This window comes from Herbaspirillum sp. ST 5-3 (assembly GCF_004804275.1).
In the GTDB taxonomy this organism is placed as follows: domain Bacteria; phylum Pseudomonadota; class Gammaproteobacteria; order Burkholderiales; family Burkholderiaceae_D; genus Noviherbaspirillum.
Genome location: NZ_STGI01000003.1, coordinates 351764 through 367084, shown reverse-complemented (window position 1 = coordinate 367084; position 15321 = coordinate 351764). Strand labels below are relative to the sequence as shown.

The 15321-nt window shown below is 61.5% G+C and carries 13 protein-coding genes; 6 read left to right on the top strand and 7 right to left on the bottom strand.

Features of this window, described 5'->3' with window-relative positions; genetic code table 11:
- Positions 1–7: 7 nt before the first annotated feature.
- On the bottom strand, positions 8–1954 hold the full coding sequence (locus tag E6W33_RS08615; protein ID WP_136416431.1) for a hypothetical protein: 1947 nt from the start codon (positions 1952–1954) through the stop codon (positions 8–10).
- Between the two features lie 287 nt (positions 1955–2241).
- On the opposite strand from E6W33_RS08615, the gene E6W33_RS08610 reads away from it, so the two are divergent.
- The 4 genes from E6W33_RS08610 (at position 2242) to E6W33_RS08595 (ending at position 5647) form a co-directional block, all read left to right on the top strand.
- Complete coding sequence (locus tag E6W33_RS08610; RefSeq protein ID WP_136416428.1) at positions 2242–3354, top strand: hypothetical protein; 1113 nt, start codon at positions 2242–2244, stop codon at positions 3352–3354.
- Positions 3355–3762: 408 nt separating this feature from the next.
- The gene (locus tag E6W33_RS08605) at positions 3763–4620 is read left to right on the top strand and encodes an NAD(P)-binding domain-containing protein (protein WP_168798574.1); all 858 of its coding nucleotides are present in this window, start codon (positions 3763–3765) and stop codon (positions 4618–4620) included.
- 146 nt (positions 4621–4766) lie between these two features.
- Positions 4767–5318 carry an HPF/RaiA family ribosome-associated protein gene (locus E6W33_RS08600; RefSeq protein WP_136416425.1) on the top strand — a complete coding sequence of 184 codons (552 nt, stop codon included), beginning with the start codon at positions 4767–4769 and terminating at the stop codon, positions 5316–5318.
- A gap of 8 nt (positions 5319–5326) precedes the next feature.
- Entirely contained in the window at positions 5327–5647 is a 321-nt protein-coding gene (locus E6W33_RS08595; protein ID WP_136416423.1) for a pyrimidine/purine nucleoside phosphorylase, read from the top strand.
- Between the two features lie 30 nt (positions 5648–5677).
- Here the strand turns inward: E6W33_RS08595 and E6W33_RS08590 are convergent, their stop codons facing one another.
- The 3 genes from E6W33_RS08590 to E6W33_RS08580 all read right to left on the bottom strand — a co-directional run bounded on the left by E6W33_RS08590 (position 5678) and on the right by E6W33_RS08580 (position 9040).
- On the bottom strand, positions 5678–6694 hold the full coding sequence (locus tag E6W33_RS08590; protein WP_136416421.1) for a CapA family protein: 1017 nt from the start codon (positions 6692–6694) through the stop codon (positions 5678–5680).
- Positions 6695–6781: 87 nt separating this feature from the next.
- A complete protein-coding gene (locus E6W33_RS08585; RefSeq protein ID WP_136416419.1) occupies positions 6782–7729 on the bottom strand; it encodes a DUF2279 domain-containing protein in 948 nt (315 codons plus the stop codon).
- Positions 7730–9040, bottom strand: a complete 1311-nt coding sequence (locus E6W33_RS08580) for an MFS transporter (protein ID WP_211097267.1) — start codon at positions 9038–9040, stop codon at positions 7730–7732. It abuts the gene before it with no gap.
- A 120-nt stretch (positions 9041–9160) separates the two neighbouring features.
- On the opposite strand from E6W33_RS08580, the gene E6W33_RS08575 reads away from it, so the two are divergent.
- Both E6W33_RS08575 and E6W33_RS08570 read left to right on the top strand, forming a co-directional pair.
- Positions 9161–11974 carry an AMP-binding protein gene (locus E6W33_RS08575; RefSeq protein WP_247869578.1) on the top strand — a complete coding sequence of 938 codons (2814 nt, stop codon included), beginning with the start codon at positions 9161–9163 and terminating at the stop codon, positions 11972–11974.
- A 120-nt stretch (positions 11975–12094) separates the two neighbouring features.
- Positions 12095–12400: a GYD domain-containing protein gene (locus E6W33_RS08570; RefSeq protein ID WP_136416417.1), complete on the top strand. Its 306-nt coding sequence runs from the start codon at positions 12095–12097 to the stop codon at positions 12398–12400.
- 27 nt (positions 12401–12427) lie between these two features.
- On the opposite strand, the gene E6W33_RS08565 is transcribed toward E6W33_RS08570, so the two are convergent.
- Genes E6W33_RS08565 through E6W33_RS08555 form a run of 3 tightly spaced genes read right to left on the bottom strand, consistent with a single transcriptional unit; the run spans position 12428 to position 15040 of the window.
- Positions 12428–13168 (bottom strand): hypothetical protein, encoded by a 741-nt coding sequence (locus E6W33_RS08565; protein ID WP_211097266.1) that lies wholly within the window; start codon positions 13166–13168, stop codon positions 12428–12430.
- 2 nt (positions 13169–13170) lie between these two features.
- On the bottom strand, positions 13171–14601 hold the full coding sequence (locus E6W33_RS08560) for an RtcB family protein (RefSeq protein WP_136416415.1): 1431 nt from the start codon (positions 14599–14601) through the stop codon (positions 13171–13173).
- A gap of 1 nt (position 14602) precedes the next feature.
- Positions 14603–15040 carry an archease gene (locus E6W33_RS08555; protein WP_136416413.1) on the bottom strand — a complete coding sequence of 146 codons (438 nt, stop codon included), beginning with the start codon at positions 15038–15040 and terminating at the stop codon, positions 14603–14605.
- Between the last annotated feature and the right edge of the window lie 281 nt (positions 15041–15321).

Below are 15321 nucleotides of genomic sequence, written 5' to 3'. Positions count from 1 at the left end.
ATTCGGGCTAGGTGCGAATGGCCCAGATCTTTACCCAGCCATCGCCCAGACCGGATTCGTCGCGCCACCTGCGAATGTCGCCTCCCGTGCGTTTGCCGAAGTTGAAGGCCGGATTAACCTCCTTCACTGCCCACTCGTACCTTGGCTCGATTGCATTGCGCTGCGAAACAACGACGGCAAAAGCGCCAAGCAAAGTGCCGGTGGAAATGGGGACATTGACAATCGTCCAGTCGGTCCCTATTAGCGAAGACTCAACAACAGCAGACGCAACCGGCCAGCTTTGCGGCTTGCCATCCTGGCCCAGCGGATAGATCCAAACCATAAGGTCCGTTTGCCCCGACTGGAAGAATTTTCTGAGCTTCAGTTGAACACCCTTTATTTGCAATGCGCCATCGGGAACGATTGTCTGATATCTCATGTATGCATCGCGGGGATCACCAAAGGAATATCCAATCAGGGATGCATGGGCAAGGTCTATGATTGAGAGAGGTTCTTCTATCCACAATCTGGCGAAGGCGGCTCCTCTCCCTGCCTCGACCACCCACTCCGTCCCATTCCATTTGCCAAAGCGATGTTCCTCGATGCCTGCTCCCGTTGCCCACTCATATCGAGAGGCGTGAGGCTCACGTTGGCTTAGCACGAGCGCCACCTTCGATGGCAGATCACGGCACCAAAGCGGCGCATGCACGATAGCCCAGTCATTAGGTATCGAGTACGCAGGAACCACCGTTTCCCCGAGAGCCGCTCCAATGGGTAATTCCTTGGAATCGACGTCGTAAAGTTGAACCGTGATGTCCGTTTGGCTGCACCCATTATATTTTTTCAATCGTAAATCGACGCCCATCAGCGCCTTTCCGATATTCTGCGCGAGGTCGATGACTTGAAATCTCTTTATCTCGTCTTCCGAATTGCCGAATCCGTGGGCGACGTTGCCATGCTGTGCCACCGGGAATACAGTGGTCTTGCGATGCCCCCATAGCTTCATCCATCCATCACCGAGATTCGGCTCCGCGATCCAGGACGATCCATTCCATTTTCCGAAGAAGCTTCCGTCGTTCATTTTGCGCACTGCCCACTCATAGCGCGGCGGCCCTGGCGTGCGCTGACCAAGAACAATGGCATACATCATGTATGGCATAAGCTCATTGGCCATGAGTGGGGCATGAACGATCGTCCAATCTTCTCCAATGGATGATGATGGAATCGTCGCCGAGGCCAAGGGACTGTTTGGCTGGCTTCTCGGCGGATTGAATTCGTCGACGGCAACGGTATAGAGCTCAACGGTAAGGTCGCCTTGCCCGATGCCGTTAAACTTTCTGATCTTCAGGTCTATTCCCGTGATTCGTTCACAATGATCCGTCGTGAAAAATGTCTGATATCGCTTTACCTCGTCCGTGTAATTTCCAAATCCGTTGCCGTCGGTGCCCGAGTGAGTGAAATCGATTATTTCGCCTTCGCCTTCGCCTTCGAGCTGCATCCAGCCGACACCATGCTCGGATTCATCTTTGTAGTCGATTGCGGTTGCTCCGATGATAGGCGTATTTCCCGAACCAAAGAATAAGCCTTCCCGACGCGCGCCTACGCCCCACTCATAGGCCGCATTCGAAGCAGGCTCGCCTTGACCGAGCACAAGAGCATATTCCCCTGGACTTAGATCGCAATGAACAGAGCAGGAAACATTTTGCCAATCCGACGACACCGAATGCCGATCCACAACAAAACCAGCGATCGCGCTATTGAGGGGTTTGTGGTCGTTGACCAGCCTGATCGAACCCACGATGTTGCTATGAGCGATTCCGGCCGGACATCTGATCTTCGTAATTATTTTTCTAAGCTGGAATGGCTCTCCAAGGAAAAATGTCTGATACCTCTGCACGTTCGTGATTTCACGACCGAACGGAAAACTTGCCCAAAAGTCCGAGACGTAACTGATTGCCCTGGTTTCCGAGATCACGATAAGCCTCCGCGAAAACTACCTCCAAGCCGAGTGGTAGCCGGCCGTCTCTTTATAGGCACCGGCTAAAGGTTTTTCCAGATTCCGCGGTTACCGCCAGATCAAAGCCTGATGAATCTCAATTACTTGCGCCTTTGCGTAACTCTTCTCGCGCGTTGCGCATCTTATTCGATAAGCTCCCTGCGCACTGTGCTTCTCATCGCGTGCCGTTTTCGAATTTCCGTAAAGCGTATCGACCGGCGGCAGGCAGCTATTCATCACAGGACTGATTCATACAGGAGTCATAAATGGACGATCAGGTGCGCGCCGCGCCATATCACTTCGATCCCTGGCCGTATATCGCTCCTTATAAGAGCGCATTCGGGAACATCGACGATTTCATGAAAGCCATCGAGGTTGATGCTCGACAGAGGCTGGCAGATGTTGGGGAAGCGGCCGTGCCCATGAGCCCGAAGTATGCGGCGCATGTAGCGACGAAGGCCGTCACGCCGCTCGCTTCGGCACTTCACGGAGTCATGTCCATATGGAATGCGGCGGTGGATATCATGTATTACGATGTCACGGCACTAAAGCCGGCGGAATTGTCCATGCTATCAGCAAGCATGCTCAGCCAAGGCACAGTGCTCATCGTTCCTCCGGGCATAGCGTCGGCACGAATCGAGATGCTGAGCGGCGAAGACTTTATTGCCGCGCAGCAGACTGGAAAGCCACTGGTCAAGGCACTGATCGTGCCGGGTGTAGGGAGTACAGCCATTGCGGCGGCGGCCCTGGCGCGCAACGTCGCGGACTTCCTGAACCAACCGGTGGCGGGTGTGGTGCCAGGTTATGGAGCGGCCGACTTTCTTGCCGATGCATGCGGTGGCTGGTTTGTTCTAGGCACGAACAATGCCGTTCTCGATATTGCCGAGCAAGTGAGAGCCTTGGGGTATGGGAAAAGCGCACAGTTAACGAAGGATAAAGCGGCAATCACACCTGACTATATGGATGCGGCGCGCAACGAGTGGCCCAGCCCTTGGGCGTTACTTTTGGATGAGTCGAGCGAAGTGCTTATGCTTCGGAAGCTGTTCTCGAGGCCCAACAGTCTTGCGCTCCTGGTTGGCCATAGCAAAGGATGCCTTTCGCTAGCGTTTGCCTTGAACGCGATTGCCCAAGCCAATTCAAATACGCTTCCGGCGAATCCTCATGTGGTAACAATCGGTTGCGTCGCTTATTTTCCGGAACATATCTCGACCTCTCAGTACCTGGGATCTCTCGATGTGCTGGGGTATGCCAACTCGCGACGAGACCTGCGACGCAGCTATCTGCCCGGTCGAACGCACAGTTTGAATTCGCTCTTTCCGACCTCGGTAAGAGTTGCAGATGTGCTGATGAAGGCGGGGGCGAGGACCCATGCGGCGTAGGTTGCCCCAAGCGCGATCGGGCGGAAACAGGCATAAAGTAACGCGGAACAAGTAGATCCGATAGCTCGCCGCGCTTCATAGGTGCTTTTGAGAGCCGATCCGGAGAACAACGATGAAACAACAGGCACTGGTGTTCGACGAGGAACGCGGACAAAAGACGTTGACACAATCGAAGGCGCTTCACCAATGAACGCGTGCGCAAGCACAAGGATGCGCCGATCGACGACCTCAATGCGCCCTTAATCTGCACCAAATAACCGGCTCAACGCCACTGATTTCCGATTCGAATCGAACACGTCGAGAGGAATTCGAAATTCGCCGGTTTGTTCAACGTCGCCTAATATGAAAATGCGGCCTGCGCCGGTGCGCAGAAGGCGGACAGAAAGCGAACAGAAAACGGATAGCGCGATGAAGAAACTGCAAGTGGCGGTCATCGGCCTCGGCAGGCTCGGACAAGCATGTGCCGATGCGCTCGCCGGCGAGGACGACATGACGCTCGCGGGCATCGTACGGCGTCCCGATTCGCTTCGCGCGGTGCCGCAGAGGTTTCGGCGCTTTCCGGTCGCGGAGCATGTGCGCGAACTCCCGCCTGTCGATGTGGCGCTGGTGTGCGTTCCGGCTGATGCCGCGCTGGGCGTGGCACGCGAGCTGATCCAGGCGCATTTCCCCATCGTCGAGTGCGCGCGCCTCGAGGGCGCCACGCTGGAGGCGCATCATGCCGACATCGACGCAGCGGCGAACCATTACCGGATCGCGTCTGTGGTCGGTGCCGGCTGGAGTCCCGGCGTGCTGCCCTTGTTTACCCGCGCCTTCGAAATCCTGATCCCGCGCGGCCACAACCTGTTCCATCGCCATCCCGGCATCAGTCTTCATCACAGCGCGGCGGCCGCGCATATCCCCGGCGTCAAAGGCGCGCTCGCCGGCCAGTTTCGCGCTGCGGATGGCATGCCACAGCAGTATGTCTACGTGGAACTGGCGCGTGGCGCCGACATCGCGGCGGTGCGCGCGGCCATCGCAGCCGATCCGCTGTTTGCGGATGAAGAAACGCAGGTATTCCAGGTGGCCAGCCTGTCCGAACTGGAAGCCGAAGAGGGACAAGGCATGGTGCTCGAAAGGCGTTCGGCACCCGTTTCCGGCGTGCATGAAAGCCTCTTGCTGGAAGCGCGCTTCGAGATCGCCGCATTCGCGGCGCGCGTGATGATCGATGCCGCCCGCCGGATTCCCGTCCTGCCCCACGGCGCGCATCGGTATTCGCTGGGGATCTAGGGCGTGTCATCAATTACTTCGGGAGTGCAAAGTAATTGATGACACGCCCTAGAAAAAGATACCGCGGTCTGCGCTGGCTCAAGCCCGCCCCGGGGCATCGTTCTAATCTAAATGCGGTAGCCCATGCCCATCAACGGGACAAGATCATGAAAATCCCTCTGCATATTACCTTTCTCAATATCCCTCCTTCCGATGCCATCGAGGCGGAAATCCGCAAGCGGGCAGAAAAGCTCGACCACTTCTCCGAACATGTGATGCATTGCCATGTGACTGTCGATGCTGCCGGCAAGCATCATACGCAAGGCCGCATGTTTGAAGTGCGTATCGACCTGACCGTGCCGCAGACGGAGATTGCCATCAGTCATGTCCATCAGCATGAGGATGTATTCGTCGTCATCCGCGACGCGTTCGACGCTGCGGCGCGGAAATTGCAGGATTACGTGCGCGAGCAACGCGGCGATGTGAAAACGCATGAAGAACCACTGCACGGTCACGTCACGAAGCTGTTCGAAGACGGCTATGGATTCATCGAAACGCCGGACGGGCGGGAGTTCTATTTTCACCGCGACAACCTGGTCTATCCCGATTTCAATGCGGTGGCGGTCGGCACCGAAGTGCAGTTCCTGGAGCAAGGTGGCGCGGGCGAAGGCCTGCAAGCCAAGAGGGTGACTGCCGGCCATCATCATATTTCGGGTTAGGAGAGCCGATGAGCACGCAATTCGATCATGTCTCCGTCGCCAAGAAGGGGAACATCTACTTCGACGGCAAATGCATCTCGCACAACGTGATTTTTCCCGACCACACCAGAAAGACGATCGGCGTCATCATGCCCTCCTCGGTCAGCTTTGCGACCGATTCGCCTGAAATCATGGAGATCGTCGAGGGAAAGTGCCGCGCGCGCGTGGGCGAGGAAGGTGACTGGAAGACCTATGAAGGCGGCCAGCGCTTCCGCGTGCCGGGCAACACGCGCTTCGAGCTTGAAGCGCTGGAACCGGTGCATTACGTTTGCCACTTCGTGAACGACTGATACGGCGTGAATGGCCGCCGCATCAAGGTTTCAGGGTGCGTGGCCTTCGATGCGCAGCGTGTCCGCCTCGCGGCGTACAGGCGTTCCCATTTCGCGGCAGAGCGAGCTCATCCAGCCGGCAATGTAGTCGACCTGCGCCCCGCTGGCGCGACGGACCTGGCAGTCCTCGATGAACACCGGATACAGCGTGATGCCGCATAGGGCATCGCGCGTCAGTGCCATTTCCAGCAGCAGTTGATGGTCGTTCCTGAAGTCGGGGTCGACATAGTAATCATCCACCAGGTCGCCCGCCGCGTACATGATCGGGCAGCCCCTATGGATCTCGATTCCCTGGAACACGTGCGCGCTGTGGCCGAACAGGATTTTCCATCCCATCTCGATGGCGGCATGCGCGATCCTGCGAAATTTCTTCGATGGCCGGAACACCATGTTCGGCCCCCAGTGCAAGGACAGGATGGGCCAGTCGACTGATGCGTCGCGCAAGGGCTCAAGCGCCTCGCGCAAGGCGGCCATGACGGCGGATTCATCGTCGAAATCGAGATAGGCCATGCCGGGCCGGTCGCCCCGTGCGGCAAAATCATCCTGATGATCGCAGAATGCCGCCATGCCAAAGCGGATGCCGCCGCAATCGATCGTCACCGGCGACAGAGCTTCGCGCCTGTCTTCACCGGCACCCGCGAAGCGGATGTCACGGCGGCGCAGGAGGCGCAGCGTATCGCGTAATCCTTCGATGCCAAAATCAAGGACGTGGTTGTTGGCGAGGCTGACCAGATCGACCCCGGCCCTGGTCAAGCTCTCGACGGCCTCGGGCGGCGCGCCGAAATAGAATGCCTTGGGCGCGCCCTGCCACTCCTCGGTCGACGCGGTGATGGCGCACTCGAGATTGACCACGGTCAGGTCGGCGCCGCGCATCAGATTGGCGATCGGGCCCAGCGGGTAATCCGGCCCGTAGCGCAGGATGGCGTCCTTGACCAGGCGTCCGAGCATCACGTCACCGCCGAACATGACGCGGATGATGTGGTTCTGCGCTTGGTTCGATTGCATCATGGAATGCAACTCCTTGCGATCGCCGGTGCCGTGCTCCTCTTGAAGCCGCGAGCGCTCATGCCTCTCCGATTCCGGATTCGCGCTCGCTCAATCCGCCCGCAGACGGTGCCTTCCCAGCGCCACCGTCCCCGGCACCTGCACGAATTCCAGGAAGGTATCGGTCACGCGTCGCGCCCGTCGCTCTTCACTACTGTTTCTGAACACGGTTTGCCCCAACAGTTCGGACACGTTGAGCGAGATGCCGGCATACACGTTGCGCGAGCGTCCGTCGCTGCCGGCCGGGCTGGACGAGTAGCCGCGCGTGCCGTAGCCGACCGCGAATTCAAGATAGCGCATCAAGGGCATGTTCTGCAAAGCGGGAATGCCCTTGCCCTTGACGACGAACAGATAGGTTTGCCCGGAATAATCGCCGAACGGATCGAAGCCGCCGCCGTCATCACGCGACGGACGATAGAGAAGACGCAGGTCCACGATACGATCCAGCTCGGGCTTCTTCTCCATCAGCAAGGCCGCGCCGACGCCGGCCGCGTTCATGATCACGTCTTCCTTGCTCAAGCGCCAATTCCGGGAGAATCCATCGAGCACTTCCACCGCCGTGAAGGTGCCCAGGGTCAGCCAGGCGGCTTGCCTGAGCGATTGATCGGGTGTATTGCCGGCCCATGTGAACGCACGGGCGAACAGGCGTGTGCCGGCGTAGTTCATGTAGAAATGACCGAGCTTGTCGGCGCCGCCGCTATAGGTGTTTTGACCAAACCAGCCTTCGCTCACGGTCCGGAAACGGCCGCTGAATCCATCCTGCCACCAATGGGTTTTGCCGTAGATACCGACGGCCAGCGCGTTGGCCACCATGAGGCCGAGAGTGCGCCGTCGCACCTGCTGCGGATCGAGATCATCCGGCTGAGGTTGCGGGTGCACCAAAGGCGTTTCCGCGTCGGAGAAAGGCAGAGCTTGCGCCGATGCCAGCGGCATGCAGAACGCCATCGCCAGGCAGGCGCAAAGGTGTTTCCACCGCTGGAAGAAAATGCATGTTTCCATTCACGTCTGCGCCGCGCGCTGTCCGCGCTCCGCATCGACCGCCGCGAGCATCAGCAAGCCCGCGACGAAATAGCCGCCGGTGATCAGCATCGCCAAACGATGGTCTCCGCGCGACAGCCAGGTCGCCAGCCCATAGGTCAGCGGGCCGACGATCGAGGCCAGTCGCACCGCCATGCCCCACAAGCCGAAAAATTCGGCGCGCCGCAGGTCCGGACTGAGGATGCCGACGAAGGCGCGCGCGGCGGACTGGCTCGCGCCAAGGCAAAGGCCGGCGATATTGGCCGCCAGCCAGAACAGCGCCGGGCCTTGCGCCATCCATGCCAGTGCGACCATCAGGATCCAGCCGACGAGCGTGATCGCGATGGTCGCGACGTGGCCGATGCGGTCCTGCACGTAGCCGAATGCGAACGCGCCGATGGCGGCGGTGATGTTTACCACGATGATCAGCATCACCGTGTCCTGCGTGGAAAAGCGCATCGCCTGCTGCGCGTAAATCGCGGCCAGCGCGATGACGGCCTGTATGCCCGACTGATACACCACGATGCAGAGCAGGAAGCGGCGCAGATCGGTGTAATGATGCGTGCGATGCAGTGTCTGCATGAGACGTGCGGCGGTCTGTCGTGCCAGGCCGGCGCCGCTCGCTTGCCATTGGCGCGGCGCGCGTTCGCGCAACAGCAGGAAGGTGGGCAGGCTAGCCGCGCCGAACATGGCGGCAGTGATCAGCATCGTGACAGGTACGTAATGCCAGGCTTGCTGCCCCTGCGCCGCTGCCCAATTGACATAGGCAAGGCAGATGCCGAGCGAGAGCAAGCCGCCGATGTAGCCGAGGCTCCATCCCCAGCCGGACACCTTGCCCTGGCTCTCGCTGCCGGCCAGCTCGGGCAGGAAGGCGGCGACGAGATTTTCGCCGATGCCGTAGAAGAAACTGGACAGCACCAGCATCAGCACGCTCAGCCAGAGTGTGGCCGGCCCGGACAGCGCCAGTGCCGCGGTGGTGGCGACACAGCCGACCGTGGACGCAAGCAAGATGCGCTTCTTGTTGCCGCGCAAGTCGGCATAGGCACCGAGTACCGGTCCGATGACCATCAGCAGCAGGTTGGATACTGCCAGCGCGGCGGTCCATGCCAGCGTCGCCCAGGTCTTGCCGCCGGCAACGACGGCGACGAAATAGGCATTGTAGATGGCGGTGATGACGACAGTGGTATAGCTGGAGTTGGCGAAATCATACATTGCCCAACCCCACACCTCGCGGCGTGAAACGCCGGGCGCCAGGACGCTCCCCGCGCCGGGAACAGCCGTGCTTGTGGTCATGTTGCCATCCGTTCTGTGGAAAGAACAGGATAAGACCGGCAGGTGCCGATGGAAAGCCCGAGCAGAGCGCGTGCTTGATCCATAACAATGATGCGGGTTCGGGAAGTTTTATGGTGAGGCTTGACTGTTTCGACATCGATCCTTGTGAACGATCATCAGATTCACCGCGCCACATCTTCCGCCGAGCAATTGCTGGCGATCGTACAGCAACTCGCTCGCGAAACGCATCCCGAGCAAGCGCCCGAGGTCGGTCTGCACACTTCTTTCGAGCGCGACCTCGGCCTGGACAGCCTGGCACGCGTGGAGCTGATGCAGCGCGTGGGAAAAGCTTTCGGTGTCGAATTGCCGAGCGAGGCGCTGGGGCAGGCCGACACGCCGCGCGAGCTGTTGCACTGGCTGGGACAGGCAGCACCGGAGCAGACGCCTGAGCTTGCCCCTGCGCTGACCGGTTCGCGGACGCCTGGCGTGCCCACCGACGCGCAAAGCCTGGTCGATGTGCTGGAATGGCACGCCGAGCGCCAGCCGTACGAGGTCCACATCCTGCTGCACGACGAACAGCACCAGGAACACCCCATCAGCTACCGCGAGCTGCTGGATGAAGCGCGCGGCATTGCGGCCGGCCTGCAGGCGCAAGGCTTGCAGCCGAAGCAAACCGTTGCACTGATGCTCCCCACCGGCCGCGATTACCTCGCCTGTTTTTTCGGCGTGATGATTGCCGGCGGCATACCGGTGCCGATCTACCCGCCCGCGCGCATGGCGCAGATCGAAGACCATCTGCAGCGCCACGCACGCATCCTGTCCAATGCCGAGGCGGTGCTGATCATCACGTTCAAGCAGGCAAAACAGGTCGCTCTCATGCTGCAGGCGGCCGTGCCGAGCCTGGCGGCAATCGTCACGCCCTCCGATCTGCATGCCCCGCCCGCGCCGCCGCGTTACCGGCCGCAGGCCGGCGATATCGCCTTCCTGCAGTACACCTCGGGCAGCACCGGCGACCCCAAGGGCGTGGTGCTGACGCATGCCAACCTGCTGGCCAACATCCGCGCGCTGGGGCAGGCGACGCAGGCCGGGCCGGACGACGTGTTCGTGTCCTGGCTGCCGCTCTACCATGACATGGGCCTGATCGGCGCCTGGTTCGGCACGATGTACCACGGCATCCCGCTGGTGCTGATGTCGCCGCTCGCCTTTCTCGCGCGGCCCGCGCTCTGGCTGCAGACGATCACGCGCCACCACGGCACGATTTCCGCCGCACCTAATTTTGCGTATGAATTGTGCGTGCGGCATATCAGCGACGCCACGCTTGCCGAACTCGATCTGTCGCGCTGGCGGCTGGCGCTCAACGGCGCGGAGCCGGTCAGCCCCGCCACGCTGGAATCCTTCGCAACGCGTTTTGCCCGGTGCGGCTTGCGCCGCCAGGCGCTCACGCCGGTCTACGGTCTGGCAGAATCGTCGGTCGGGCTCGCCTTCCCGCCGCTGGAGCGCGGGCCGCGCATCGACGTCATTGCGCGCGATGCGTTTACCCGCGAGGGCAAGGCCGTGCCGGGCAGCGGCGCGGATGCCTTGTCCATCCCTTCCTGCGGCCGCGCGCTGCACGGCCAGGAGATCCGCATCGTCGACGACGCGGAAGTTGAATTGCCCGAACGCTGCGTCGGCCGCCTGGAGTTCCGGGGCAGCTCCGCCACCTCCGGCTACTATCGCAATCCCGAGGGCACGAGCAAGCTGTTTCGCGGCGATTGGCTCGACTCCGGCGATTTCGCCTACATGGCCGAGGGCGAGGTCTATGTCACCGGGCGGGTGAAGGACCTCATCAAGCGCGGCGGACGCAACCTCTATCCCTACGACCTGGAACAGGCGGCAGGCAATGTGCCGGGCATACGCAAGGGCTGCGTGGCGGTCTTCGCCAGCCCGGATCCCGCCACCGGCAGCGAACGGCTGGTGATCATGGCCGAAACCCGCGAACGCGACGAAGCCGCTCGCTCAAAACTGCGCCAGGCGCTCAATCAGACCGCGGTCGATGTCATCGGCATGCCGGCCGACGACATCGTCCTCGTGCCGCCGCATGCCGTGCTCAAGACGTCCAGCGGCAAGATCCGGCGCCTGGCCAGCAGGGATGCCTACGAGCATGGCAAGGCGGAACAGCCGTCCGCCCTGCCTCGCCTGCGCACAGCCCGCTTCGCCGCGAGCGCCGTGCTGGCGGACCTCCGGGTCGCCGCAAGGCGCGCAAGTGCATGGGCATATGGCGTGTACATGTGGCTGGTGCTTGCGGTGCTCGCGCTGCCCGTCGGCGGATTGATCCTGCTGTTGCAGAGCCCCGCGCAAGGGCGGCGCATTGCCCGCTTTGCGGCGCGCTTGCTGTTCCGCCTTGCCGCCGTACCGCTGTCGGCCAAGGGCATCGAGCACTTGCCGCGCGAGCCGCATGTGCTGCTGGTCAATCACTCCAGCTATCTCGACGCCATTGCACTCACCGCGCTGCTGCCCGCCGTGCCCGGGTATGCGTTCGCGGCAAAGCGTGAATTCGCCGGCCAGCCCGTGATGCGCAGCCTGATGACCGGACTCGGCGCACTGTTCGTCGAACGCTTCGATGCGCGACGCGGAGCGGAAGATGTGGAGCGGATGGCCGAGGCCTTGCGCGGCGGCCAGAGCGTGGTGGTTTTCCCCGAGGGGACATTCACTCGGGAAGCCGGCCTGAAACCCTTTCACTCCGGCGCCTTCCTCGCGGCAGCCAAGGCCGCCGCACCGCTCGTGGTTGCCGGCCTGCGCGGCACACGGACGGGCTTGCGTGCCGACACCTGGTTGCCGCGCCGCACCCGCATCGGCTTCGAACTGGGACCGGTGCTGGCGCCACCGGGCCGTGAGTGGGCTGCCGCCGTGCAATCCAGCACGCAAGCGCGCGTGGCAATGGCGCAACTCTGCGGCGAATTTGCTGCCATCGGCTGAGTTTTCCGTAGCGCATGGAGGCGAGCCAGTTGTTGCGGAGCGGTTTGAGAAGGCGCAAACCTGCCCCGCCCTGCGCTGCTAACGTGGGAGGACGAACCATCCGTACGAGGAGACGGCACCATGCAAACCTTCATCCTGCTGACGCGACTTTCTCCCGAGGCATTGAAATCGCCGACTTCCATGGAAGACTTTGAAAAACGTGCCGTCCAGCACATCGAGCAGGAGTGTCCGGACGTGAAGTGGCTGCAGAGCTACGCACTGCTGGGGCCGTACGATTACCTCGACATTTTCACCGCGCCGGACATGAATGCCGCGCTCAAGGTGTCGGCCATGATCCGCACCTTCGGCCGCGCGCACTCGGAAATCTGGGGTGCGACCGACTGGAACAACTTCAAGAGCATCCTGCACTCGCTGCCGGCACATTGAACCGGCAAGCAGTGGTCTGAAAATGCGTCAGTGGCCACGCTGCCGACGCTTCCAGAGCTGGGATTCATGGCGCACGAGCGCGGCTTCGAAGGCGGCGAAATCCTTCGATTTCATTCCGTCCGATCGCCATGCGCTCTCCAGGCCCTGCAGAATGCGCGCCGGGTCCTTGGCGGCGGCATGAATGAAGCCGAGTGCCCTGGCCGCCCGTATCGCACGTTCCGAAGGAAGCGGTTTTGCCTGCGGCCAGATACCGCGCATTTCACGCAGGAAGATATTCACCGTGACGGGGCCGATCCCCTTGCCGAGCGCCATGAGGCGTTGCTCCAGGTCGGCCTCGTCGCGCGCGTCCTCATGCAGCGCATTCAGATCGCCCTGGTACTGCTCCTGCAAGGTCTGGCTGAGGTCCAGCAGCTTGGTCGCCGTCTTGAAGTCGTAGCGGGTATAGCCGCCGCGATCGAGCAGTTCGACCAGCTTGTCCCATCCCGCGTCGAGCATCCGGCTTGGCGAAAGAACGCCGGCCTGCTGGAATTCGCGATGCGTCCTCATGGCGAGCGATTCGGAAATTCGCGCGCCGAACAAGACCGCCGCGATGAACCATTTGAAGACTTCTCCCGAGTCATGACGATGCAGGTCGATGCCCAGCTCTTCGGCGTAGGTGCCGCCGACTTGTTCGACCAGTTGCGACGGGCGCATTCGCTCATGCCCGGCAGCGTGATGGCGTTCAGGGCGCGCACCCTGCCCGGCATGTGCAGGAAGCTGCCTGACCATGCCTATCCCTTGATGCACACCCGCGGTTCGAGCCGCGCGACGATGCGCGCCAGCCCTGCCTTGTCGGCAGCGTCCACCACCTCGGTCACATCCTTGTAGGCTTCCGGCGCTTCCTCCGCAACGCCACGCATGGAAGGGCTGCGTATCAGGATGCCGCGATGCGCGAGCGAATCGGTGACTTGCCTGCCGCCATAGCGCCGCAGTGCCTCATGCCGGCTCATGCTGCGGCCCGCACCGTGGCAGGCGGAGCCGAACGAGAGCTGCATCGAGCGGCTGGTTCCCGCCAGCACATAGGACGCCGTTCCCATGCTGCCGCCGATCAGCACCGGCTGGCCGTAAGGCCGCAGCTGTGCAGGCAGCGATGAATGATCGGGCCCGAATGCACGGGTGGCTCCCTTGCGATGGACGAACAGCTTGCGCATCCGGCCGTCGATTTCATGCTCTTCCACCTTGCACGTGTTATGCGATACGTCGTACAACAGTTCCAGGCTGGCCTGCGGGAAGAACCGGGTGAACACTTCGCGCGTGAGGTGGGTCAGAATCTGCCGATTGGCCAGCGCACAATTGATTGCGGCGCGCATCGCACCGAGGTAGCGTTGACCGAGTTCGGACCGGATCGGCGCGCAGGCCAGTTCGCGGTCCGGCAGGGACATCCCGTGCTGCATGGCGACCCAGGCCATGTCGCGCAGGAATTCCGTTCCGATCTGATGCCCCAGCCCGCGCGAGCCACAGTGCACGCTGACGACGATGTCCCCGACATGCAGACCGTATCCTTCGGCAATCGCCTCGTCGACAAGCGCGCTGACACGCTGCACTTCGAGATAATGGTTGCCGGAACCCAGCGTGCCCATTTCATCGCGCTGGCGGTGTTTTGCCGCATCCGATACGAGGTCGGGGTCGGCGCCTTCCATGCGCCCGGACTCCTCGGTCACGTTCAAGTCGTCGAGCGTGCCGTAACCTCGCGCGACCGCCCAGCGCGCCCCATCCAGGAGCATCCGGTCCATTTCCTCCGGACTGAGGCGCAATGCCCCGTGACTGCCGACACCGGCCGGAATCGCATGGAACAAGGCGGAAGCCAGCTCGAGCTTGTGCGACTCCAGATCCTCGTCCTTCAGCCCCGTCTTCAGCAAGCGCACGCCGCAGGAGATATCGAAGCCGACGCCGCCGGCCGACACCACGCCGCCCTGGTCGGGATCGAAGGCTGCCACGCCGCCGATGGGAAAGCCGTAGCCCCAATGCGCGTCCGGCATCGCATAGGCGGCCTTCACGATGCCGGGCAGCATCGCGACGTTGCAGATCTGCTCGCGGACCTTTTCGTCCATGGCCTGCATCAGTTGTTCGGTTGCGAAAATGATCGCGGGGACATGCATGCCACCCTGCGGCGGCATTTCCCAGGTCATTTCCGATTGGCGAATGAAATGTGAGGTGTCCATGCTATACATCCACCACGCATTGCGCGGTCCAGATGCCGTTGTCCGACCGTTTCACCTTCAGTTCGGTCAAGGTCGCGCCCTTGGGCTCCACGGCGGGGCAATGACGGGCGACATCGACCGGTTCTCCCCACACGCTGGCATGCAGCGTGGCGCCGTCCTGCGCCAGATGAAAGCGGCCAAACAGCATGCCGCGCGTGGCCATTTCGTAAATCAGTGCATTGATCCAATCGAGGAAGAGAAATTCGTCATCGTCGCTGCTGCAACGGATCTCGATGCCATGCACGGCCCTGACCTTTTCCGGTTCGGTCACCACCGCGGTCAAGGCCAGCGCCGCCTGCTCGAATGCCTGCAGCTTGCTGCCGCCGGTTCCGCGGATGCCGATATCGGCACCGTGGTGGAAATGTTCCCATCTTGCGGCTGCGGAACCATCGTGCAACATGGCGTCCCCATTCTGTGGCCGGACACGGCCGGAGAGCGTCAACAGACAAACTCAGCTTAGGCGCGCAAACCCTCCAGACATTGAGATCCATCAAGCCGGGGGGCCATGGTCCGTAAGCCGAAGTTCATCAAGGCAAGAGCCGCTTCCGGGAATTGAATGATCTGGCGCAATGATCGCCGCGCCGGGCGATCTACGATGGTAAATGCCAGCGATCGGAGTGTCTTTGCAGCAAGCGCATTCCGGAATCGCAGGAAAAAAGCGTCGCCAGGAATACCCGGCAA

What these genes read in the sequence shown, in the direction of transcription:
- E6W33_RS08600 (WP_136416425.1), top strand. Translation starts at nt 4,767, where the DNA reads ATGAAAATCCCTCTGCATATTACCTTTCTCAATATCCCTCCTTCCGAT.
- E6W33_RS08610 (WP_136416428.1), top strand. Translation starts at nt 2,242, where the DNA reads ATGGACGATCAGGTGCGCGCCGCGCCATATCACTTCGATCCCTGGCCG.
- E6W33_RS08570 (WP_136416417.1), top strand. Translation starts at nt 12,095, where the DNA reads ATGCAAACCTTCATCCTGCTGACGCGACTTTCTCCCGAGGCATTGAAA.
- E6W33_RS08555 (WP_136416413.1), bottom strand. Translation starts at nt 15,040, where the DNA reads ATGTTGCACGATGGTTCCGCAGCCGCAAGATGGGAACATTTCCACCAC.
- E6W33_RS08590 (WP_136416421.1), bottom strand. Translation starts at nt 6,694, where the DNA reads ATGATGCAATCGAACCAAGCGCAGAACCACATCATCCGCGTCATGTTC.
- E6W33_RS08560 (WP_136416415.1), bottom strand. Translation starts at nt 14,601, where the DNA reads ATGGACACCTCACATTTCATTCGCCAATCGGAAATGACCTGGGAAATG.
- E6W33_RS08580 (WP_211097267.1), bottom strand. Translation starts at nt 9,040, where the DNA reads ATGACCACAAGCACGGCTGTTCCCGGCGCGGGGAGCGTCCTGGCGCCC.
- E6W33_RS08605 (WP_168798574.1), top strand. Translation starts at nt 3,763, where the DNA reads ATGAAGAAACTGCAAGTGGCGGTCATCGGCCTCGGCAGGCTCGGACAA.
- E6W33_RS08595 (WP_136416423.1), top strand. Translation starts at nt 5,327, where the DNA reads ATGAGCACGCAATTCGATCATGTCTCCGTCGCCAAGAAGGGGAACATC.
- E6W33_RS08585 (WP_136416419.1), bottom strand. Translation starts at nt 7,729, where the DNA reads ATGGAAACATGCATTTTCTTCCAGCGGTGGAAACACCTTTGCGCCTGC.
- E6W33_RS08565 (WP_211097266.1), bottom strand. Translation starts at nt 13,168, where the DNA reads ATGGTCAGGCAGCTTCCTGCACATGCCGGGCAGGGTGCGCGCCCTGAA.